Below are 7,728 nucleotides of genomic sequence, written 5' to 3' on the forward strand. Positions count from 1 at the left end.
CCAGGCGGCGATCTCGGGCCACGACAGTGTGCGTCGGGCGCGAGTGGGCGCGTTATTCGTCTTTATAGTCTACAGAGGGTGGAGCGGCATCGGCGGGTTGCGAGGTGTCGCTATCAGTATCGTCGTCGTAGGGCAGGGTATTTTCGTATTCGCTGGCCGTGGTTTGGACCTCGTCTTCAAACATGCCAACGCCGCCGACAAAAAAACCAACCAACAGGACCGACAGGATCAGCAGCCACATCGCTGCGAGGACTTTTACCGCCTTGCTGTTTGGCGGTTGCGGCGCGCCGTATTGGTTGGGCCCCGTGTTGCCCGGGACGACCATCATCAGGATCGGGAACAGGGTGCCCACGAAAGGCACGAGGTTGATCAGCAAGAGCCAGCCGGACCAGCCGGCATCGTGCAGCCGTTGCACGCCGATTTGCACGCTGACGATGAAAAAGCCCACCGTTACGATGGCGATGAGCAAGCCACCGCCCACCAGAGAGCTGGTCATAAGTGCTGCGCAAATGCCAGCGACGGCAAAGATGGCGGCGATGAGTACCAGGGACCAGGCCAGATAGCGCAACCGGCCGATCCGTCCCTGGACAGTGAACACCTTCAGGTCGGCAAACTCCGGCAGGGTTGCGCCGACCGGCGCCCGTGGTGGTGCGTAAGGCGATGTTGCCAGAGACGGCTTCTCTACCGGCGTTTGGTAAGGATTGGGTTCAGCGATTTCGTCCATGCTCAAGCTAATGGCGGGATTTGCCTCGATCCGCGCTTCGACGCCGGCATCATTCAATGCGCTCAGGTAGTGCTGGGCCTGTTCTTGCGACAGTCCGCGCTTGAGTGTGACTGGGTGGCCGCGAAACAGTTTTTCCACAGTCGATGTTTCACTTTTGAACAAGCCCGCCAGGTTCAGCTTGGCGGTCTCGATTTCGACGCCATTGCGCAGTTTCCCTTCGAAGATGATCTTGAAGTGGGTTTCGGCCATGCTTGGCTTCCTTGTCTGGATAACACAATGGGGCTTTGTAGAGTGGGGCCCATGGCCCGCCTGGAAGGCAGGCCATGGGCAGGTAGTCAGCGCGGCCAGTGGGAGGCCAGCTCAGACGAACGGGCTTGCGCCTTGCGATATTCGGCATCCAGACGCGCAATCAGTTCGTCGATGCTGGGCAGGTCGTCGATTTCCCCGACGCCTTGCCCGGCGGACCACACGGTTTTCCATGCCTTGGCTTCATCGCTGATGGGTTTGAGTTTAGCGCCAAAATTCATTTCGGCCTTGCCCTGCAAGGCCGAAAGGTCGAAGCCGGCATTCTCCAGGCTTTGGCGCATGAAGCTGGCAGGAACGCCGGAGACCGCTGGGGTATGCACGATATCGGCGGCTTTGGAGGTCATCAGCATCTCTTTGTAGGCTTCAGGGGCATGGCTTTCGCTGGTAGCGATAAAGCGTGTACCAAAGTAGGCCAGGTCCGCGCCGAGCAGCTGTGCCGCAAGAATCTCGTGACCGTGGTTCAGGCAACCCGCCAGCAACAGGGTTTTGTCGAAGAATTGGCGGATCTCTGCGATCAGCGAAAAAGGACTCCAGGTCCCGGCATGTCCACCGGCACCTGCGGCGACCGCGATCAGGCCATCAACTCCCGCTTCTGCAGCTTTTTCCGCATGACGGCGAGTGGTCACGTCGTGAAACACCAGTCCGCCGTAGCCATGCACTGCATCGACCAGCTCTTTGACTGCGCCCAGGCTAGTGATCACGATGGGCACTTTATGCTCGATGCAGATTTCCAGATCAGCCTGCAACCGCGGGTTGCTGTTGTGCACGATCAGGTTGACCGCGTAAGGCGCTGGATTGGTCAGCTCTGCCAGCCCGGCTTCGATTTCTTCCAGCCAGGCTTTGAAACCAATGCTTTCGCGTTGGTTAAGTGCAGGAAAACTCCCGACTACGCCATTGCGGCAGCACGCCAGAACCAATTGTGGATTGGAGATCAGAAACATCGGTGCGGCCACGACCGGCAGGCGCAGACGTTGTTCAAGCAGAGCTGGCAGCGACATAAGCATTACCCCAAACGTATTGAGCTATTGATTAGAAAGGCTGGACCACAACCAGAATGACGATAGCCAGCAATATCAATACAGGGATTTCATTGAACCAGCGATAAAAGACATGACTGCGGCCATTCTCGCCACGGGCGAAGCGTTTGACCTGCGCACCGCAGACATGGTGATAACCGATCAATAAAACCACGAGCGCGAGTTTGGCGTGCATCCAGGCGTGACTGAAGTAACCGCCGGGGTTGAGGCTGATCAGCCAGATCCCGAATACCAGCGTGGCAATCATCGCTGGTCCCATGATGCCCCGGTACAGCTTGCGCTCCATGACGCAGAAACGCTCGCGGCTGGCGGCGTCCTCACTCATCGAGTGATAAACGAACAATCGCGGTAGATAAAACAGGCCTGCAAACCAGCAGACCATCGAGATGATGTGGAAGGCTTTGAGCCATAGATAAAGCATTTTTGGTTATTCCCAGGTTCACGGTGGCCAAATAGTAGTGGCATGAACCGCCGTACGTCACGTTCGCGGTTGTTCCTTGAGCGTTACGCCCATATTATCGACGGCTTTCCAGTAGGTTCGTTGAAGGGGCAGATTTATGGTCAAGGTCGGTATCGTCGGCGGCACGGGTTACACCGGGGTCGAGCTGCTGCGTCTGTTGGCACAGCATCCACAAGCTGAGGTGGTGGTCATCACTTCTCGCTCTGAGGCAGGGCTGGCCGTAGCCGATCTGTACCCAAACCTGCGAGGCCATTACGACGGCCTGACCTTCAGCGTGCCGGACATCGACGCTCTGGGTGCCTGCGATGTGGTGTTTTTCGCCACGCCGCACGGTGTTGCCCATGCGCTGGCAGGTGAACTGCTGAACGCTGGCACCAAGGTCATCGACCTCTCCGCAGACTTCCGTCTGCAGGACGCAGACGAGTGGGCCAAATGGTACGGCCAGCCGCATGGCGCGCCTGAGTTGCTCAAAGAGGCGGTCTACGGTCTGCCTGAAGTCAATCGCGAGCGGATCAAGCAAGCGCGCTTGATTGCCGTCCCCGGTTGCTATCCGACCGCGACGCAGTTGGGCTTTCTTCCGTTGCTCGAAGCAGGCCTGGCTGACGCCTCCCGGTTGATCGCCGACTGCAAATCCGGCGTGAGCGGTGCCGGGCGCGGTGCCAGTGTTGGTTCGTTGTACTCTGAAACTAGCGAGAGTTTTAAGGCCTATGCCGTCAAAGGGCATCGTCATTTACCAGAAATCAGGCAGGGTCTACGGCACGCGGCAGGGGTGGAGGTCGGTTTGACCTTCGTGCCACACCTGACGCCAATGATCCGTGGCATTCACTCCACGCTTTACGCCACGGTGGTGGATAAGTCGGTGGACTTGCAGGCACTGTTCGAAAAACGTTATGTCAATGAGCCGTTTGTTGACGTGATGCCGGCCGGCAGTCATCCCGAGACACGTAGCGTGCGTGGTGCCAACGTTTGCCGTATCGCCGTGCATCGTCCGCAAGGTGGTGATCTGGTGGTGGTGTTGTCGGTCATCGACAACCTGGTCAAAGGTGCCTCGGGTCAGGCGGTACAGAACATGAACATCCTGTTCGGTCTGGACGAGCGGTTGGGCCTTTCCCATGCTGGCATGCTGCCTTAAAGGCAGCTGCAAGCTTTTAGCTTCAAGCTGCAAGTGATAGTGCGTTCTCTTGCGGCTTGAAGCTTACTGCTGCTCTTACAATAGTTGACCAGTTTACTGGGGCAAGCGGATAATGCGCGTCACTACGCATTATGGCGGCATAGCGCCGGGAGATATTTAGCATGAGCGTCGAAACCTTCACTCCTACGGCATTGGAATTCACCCACGGTGCAGCGCACAAGGTGAAGACCCTGGTCGATGAAGAGGGCAATGATCGCCTGAAACTGCGCGTATTCGTGACCGGTGGCGGCTGTTCAGGTTTCCAGTACGGCTTCACCTTCGATGAAGACGTCGCTGATGACGACACCATCGTTGAGCGTGATGGTGTCAGCCTGGTGGTCGATCCGATGAGCTTCCAGTACCTGGCAGGCGCAGAAGTGGATTATCAGGAAGGGTTGGAAGGGTCACGCTTTGTGATCAAGAACCCGAATGCTTCCACCACCTGTGGCTGTGGTTCGTCGTTCTCGATCTGATTCTGTTTGGTCGATTAGGCTGGGCTTGTAGACAAAGACGCGCCGCACTTATGTGCGGCGTTTTGCTGTCTGTGTCAGGCCGGGTAGATCGCGCCCAGTACGCGTAAGCCGCGAGCACCGGTAACGCTGGGTCGGTTAGCAGGTACGCCTTCAAGGCAGCAGTGCGCTAGCCACGCGAAAGCCATGGCTTCGACCCAGTCGGGGTCCACGCCATAGAGAGCTGTACTGCTGACCTGGGTTTTCGGCAGCAAGGCGGCCAGCCTCGCCATCAGCGTAGTGTTATGCGCGCCGCCACCACAGACCAACAGCTCATCGGTCTGCACCTGCGCGGCCTGCAGTGACTGGGTAATGGTCAGCGCAGTCAGCTCAAGCAAGGTTGCCTGAACGTTCTCAGGGGTGAACGTTGGCAGGTGGAATAGATGATGCTGCAGCCAGCTAAGGTTGAAGACTTCGCGACCTGTGCTTTTCGGGCCTTGGGTCAGAAAGAACGGGTCGCTGAGTAGCGATTGCAGTAGTGCAGGCTCAATCTGCCCGCTCGCCGCCCAGGTACCGTCGCGGTCAAAGTTTTGGCTGCGTTGAGCTTGTATCCAGGCATCAAGCAAAACATTTCCTGGTCCGCAGTCGAAACCGGACACAGGCTTGTCAGCTTCAATCAGGCTCAGGTTACTGAAGCCACCGATGTTGAGTACCGCTCGATGATCCTGTGGGGCACCGAGGGGGTGATCGAAGAGCGCTTCATGAAAAGCCGGCACCAGTGGTGCGCCTTGTCCGCCTGCGGCCACATCTCTGCGACGGAAATCACTGACAACGGTGATCTCTGTCAGCTCGGCGAGCAGGGCGGGGTTGCCAATCTGGATAGTGAAGCCGCGCGCGGGCTCATGACGAATAGTCTGCCCATGGCTGCCAATGGCGCGTACTTCGCCGGGAGACAGTTTCTCCTGGCTTAGCAGCGCCAGAACACCTTGAGCGGCGAGACGCACCCATTTCTGCTCGGCGATGGCGGCCCGGGCTAGCTCATCGATGCCACTGGCGCACAAACCGAGAAGCTCGGCGCGCAGGTCATCGGGCATTGGTATGTAGTGGGTCGCCAACAGTGTTGGTCGGTCGCCCTGCTCTATAAGGGCGATATCCAGCCCATCAAGACTGGTTCCGGACATCACACCTATATAGAAGGCCATGGCTTAGCGCTTGCTCGAGGCCAGCATGGTGGCCTTTTCCTGGTCCATGCGCGCCATCAGCGGCTGGCTTTGTTGAAGGAAACGTTGTCTTTCAGCCTTGGCGATTGGATCTGCCATTGGCAGTTTCTGGCCCAGGGGGTCGACGTGAACGCCATTGACCTGGAACTCATAGTGCAAGTGCGGACCGGTGGAGAGGCCCGTAGTGCCAATATAGCCAATCACCTGGCCTTGCTTGACGCTGCTTCCGTTTTGTATGCCTTTGGCAAACCCTTGCATATGCCCGTACAGCGTACGGTAGGTATCGCCATGCTGAATGATCACGGTGTTGCCATAGCCGCCGCGACGACCGGCTAGCAGAACCTTGCCATCACCGGTCGCTTTGATCGGCGTACCGCGCGGCGCGGCATAATCGACACCTTGGTGCGCGCGGATCTTGTTCAGGATCGGGTGCTTGCGGCCCATGGAGAAAAGGGAGCTGATGCGGGCGAAATCCACGGGGGTGCGGATGAACGCCTTGCGCATGCTGTTGCCTTCAGCGGTGTAGTAGTTGCTGTTGCCTTGTTTGTTGGTATAGCGAATCGCCGTATAGATTTTGCCGCGATTGGTGAATCTTGCGGACAGGATGCTGCCCGTGCCAACAGTTTTACCGTTGACGACCTTCTGTTCATAGATCACATCGAACTCATCGCCATGACGAATATCCTGGGCGAAGTCGATGTCATAGCCAAAGACGCTGGCCATGTCCATGGTCATGCTGTGGGACAGACCGGCATGTTGGGTCGACTGCGACAGCGAGCTGTTGATAACGCCATGAGCATACGCTGTGCGCACGTTTGGCTTAGTGATCTCTCGGTTGAATGCATAGCCTTTCCCGGTTTTGGACAGGCTGATGCTTTCCAGGTCGCTGACCTTGCTGTGCAGTTGTTTGAGCTGGCCTTCAGGAGAAAACTCGAACTGCAGGACCTGCCCATGTTTCAACTGGCTGAATTGCCTGGCCTGCTTATCGCTGGCCAGTACATCGTGCACGGTGGCGGCAGGAAGACCGACCTTCTCGAACAGGGTCGACAAGGTATCGCCCTTGGAGACGATGACTTCCTTGTGATTCGGATTTTTCGCGACCGCCGGAGCGACAGGCTCTTTCTTCACGGGCTCGGTGGTGGCCGTCTCCTGGGTGTCGTCCGCGCCATTTTCGATTTGGGCGAAGGGGGACGCAGCGTTTTCAGGTGTGGCCTGGATCGGTTCTTGAGCGTCTTGTTGTTGTGTCAGTTGATCGGCAGCAGTTTCAAGATCAAGGTTTAGAGTGGTTTTTTTGGCTTCAACGTCACTGGACGGGAAGACCAGAAGAGCCAGGCTCAGCAGCGCGGCGATGCCACTGGCAGCAAGCAGGTGGCTTTTCGGATAAAGCGGGGGCGCTTTAGGCGGTGTGTCGATCATAGGTAATTTGACTTTGAAAAGATGAATTGGAAAAGATGTATGACAAGGTGAAGATGAAATAACTGTATAAAATATAACCAAATCATGCTCGAAGCAACCCTGCGAACGTATCAGTTTCCGATTCGTCGGCGGGTGCTGGGCAAAACTTGTAATTGGGCCCTGATCTTGTATGGTTGGTCCCCATTTGAAATGAGCCATAACGGGGCTGTTATGAAGTCGGTTGAAGAGCAGCTAGCGCTGATCAAGCGCGGTGCGGATGAACTCCTGGTCGAGTCCGAATTGGTCGAAAAGCTCAAGCGTGGTCAGCCACTGCGTATCAAGGCTGGGTTCGACCCTACGGCGCCTGATCTGCACTTGGGTCATACCGTGCTTATTAATAAGCTGCGTCAGTTCCAGGAGCTGGGTCATCAGGTCATTTTCCTGATCGGTGACTTCACTGGCATGATCGGCGATCCAAGCGGCAAAAGCGCCACGCGTCCACCGCTGACGCGTGAGCAGGTTCTGGCTAACGCAGAAACCTACAAAACCCAGGTTTTCAAGATTCTTGATCCGGCAAAGACCGAGGTGGCGTTCAACTCCACCTGGATGGATCAGATGAGCCCCGCTGACTTCATCCGCCTGTCCTCGCAGTACACGGTGGCGCGGATGCTTGAGCGTGATGATTTTCATAAGCGCTACTCGACCAACCAGCCGATCGCCATTCATGAGTTCATGTATCCGTTGGTGCAGGGGTATGACTCCGTCGCGCTACGTGCCGATGTCGAGCTGGGTGGCACTGATCAGAAGTTCAACCTGCTGATGGGGCGAGAGCTGCAGCGGGCGTATGGACAAGAAGCCCAGTGCATTCTCACCATGCCTTTATTGGAAGGGCTGGATGGCGTGAAGAAAATGTCCAAGTCCCTGGGTAACTACGTAGGGATTCAGGAAGCGCCGGGCATCATGTAC

At 57.0% G+C, this 7,728-nt stretch carries 8 protein-coding genes (1 of these 8 cut by a window edge); 3 read left to right on the top strand and 5 right to left on the bottom strand.

The genetic code is table 11. The annotated features are described in order from the left end of the window. Positions 1-52 precede the first annotated feature (52 nt). The 3 genes from AC1MEE_RS28155 to hemJ all read right to left on the bottom strand — a co-directional run bounded on the left by AC1MEE_RS28155 (position 53) and on the right by hemJ (position 2,488). The gene (locus AC1MEE_RS28155; protein WP_480412740.1) at positions 53-973 is read right to left on the bottom strand and encodes a DUF805 domain-containing protein; all 921 of its coding nucleotides are present in this window, start codon (positions 971-973) and stop codon (positions 53-55) included. A gap of 86 nt (positions 974-1,059) precedes the next feature. Beyond that, positions 1,060-2,028, bottom strand: coding sequence for an NAD(P)H-dependent flavin oxidoreductase (locus AC1MEE_RS28160; protein WP_480412741.1), 969 nt, complete (start codon positions 2,026-2,028; stop codon positions 1,060-1,062). Between the two features lie 31 nt (positions 2,029-2,059). Beyond that, complete coding sequence (gene hemJ, locus AC1MEE_RS28165; RefSeq protein WP_480412742.1) at positions 2,060-2,488, bottom strand: protoporphyrinogen oxidase HemJ; 429 nt, start codon at positions 2,486-2,488, stop codon at positions 2,060-2,062. 136 nt (positions 2,489-2,624) lie between these two features. On the opposite strand from hemJ, the gene argC reads away from it, so the two are divergent. Together argC and erpA are read left to right on the top strand one after the other, a co-directional pair. Further along, positions 2,625-3,659: an N-acetyl-gamma-glutamyl-phosphate reductase gene (gene argC / locus AC1MEE_RS28170; protein WP_480412743.1), complete on the top strand. Its 1,035-nt coding sequence runs from the start codon at positions 2,625-2,627 to the stop codon at positions 3,657-3,659. Positions 3,660-3,820: 161 nt separating this feature from the next. After that, positions 3,821-4,171, top strand: coding sequence for an iron-sulfur cluster insertion protein ErpA (erpA, locus tag AC1MEE_RS28175; protein ID WP_449639710.1), 351 nt, complete (start codon positions 3,821-3,823; stop codon positions 4,169-4,171). A gap of 74 nt (positions 4,172-4,245) precedes the next feature. Here erpA and AC1MEE_RS28180 read toward each other — a convergent pair whose 3' ends face one another. Continuing rightward, positions 4,246-5,349: an anhydro-N-acetylmuramic acid kinase gene (locus tag AC1MEE_RS28180; protein ID WP_480412744.1), complete on the bottom strand. Its 1,104-nt coding sequence runs from the start codon at positions 5,347-5,349 to the stop codon at positions 4,246-4,248. A gap of 3 nt (positions 5,350-5,352) precedes the next feature. After that, positions 5,353-6,783 carry a peptidoglycan DD-metalloendopeptidase family protein gene (locus AC1MEE_RS28185; protein ID WP_480412745.1) on the bottom strand — a complete coding sequence of 477 codons (1,431 nt, stop codon included), beginning with the start codon at positions 6,781-6,783 and terminating at the stop codon, positions 5,353-5,355. A gap of 210 nt (positions 6,784-6,993) precedes the next feature. Here AC1MEE_RS28185 and tyrS point away from each other — a divergent pair, with 210 nt between their 5' ends. Then, positions 6,994-7,728 carry the 5' portion of a tyrosine--tRNA ligase gene (gene tyrS / locus AC1MEE_RS28190; protein ID WP_480412746.1) on the top strand. The gene runs 465 nt beyond the window's last position, so only the first 735 of its 1,200 coding nucleotides appear in the window; it begins with the start codon at positions 6,994-6,996; its stop codon lies off the right edge, out of view.

The sequence above is a fragment of the Pseudomonas sp. ASL3 genome (genome assembly GCF_056680425.1).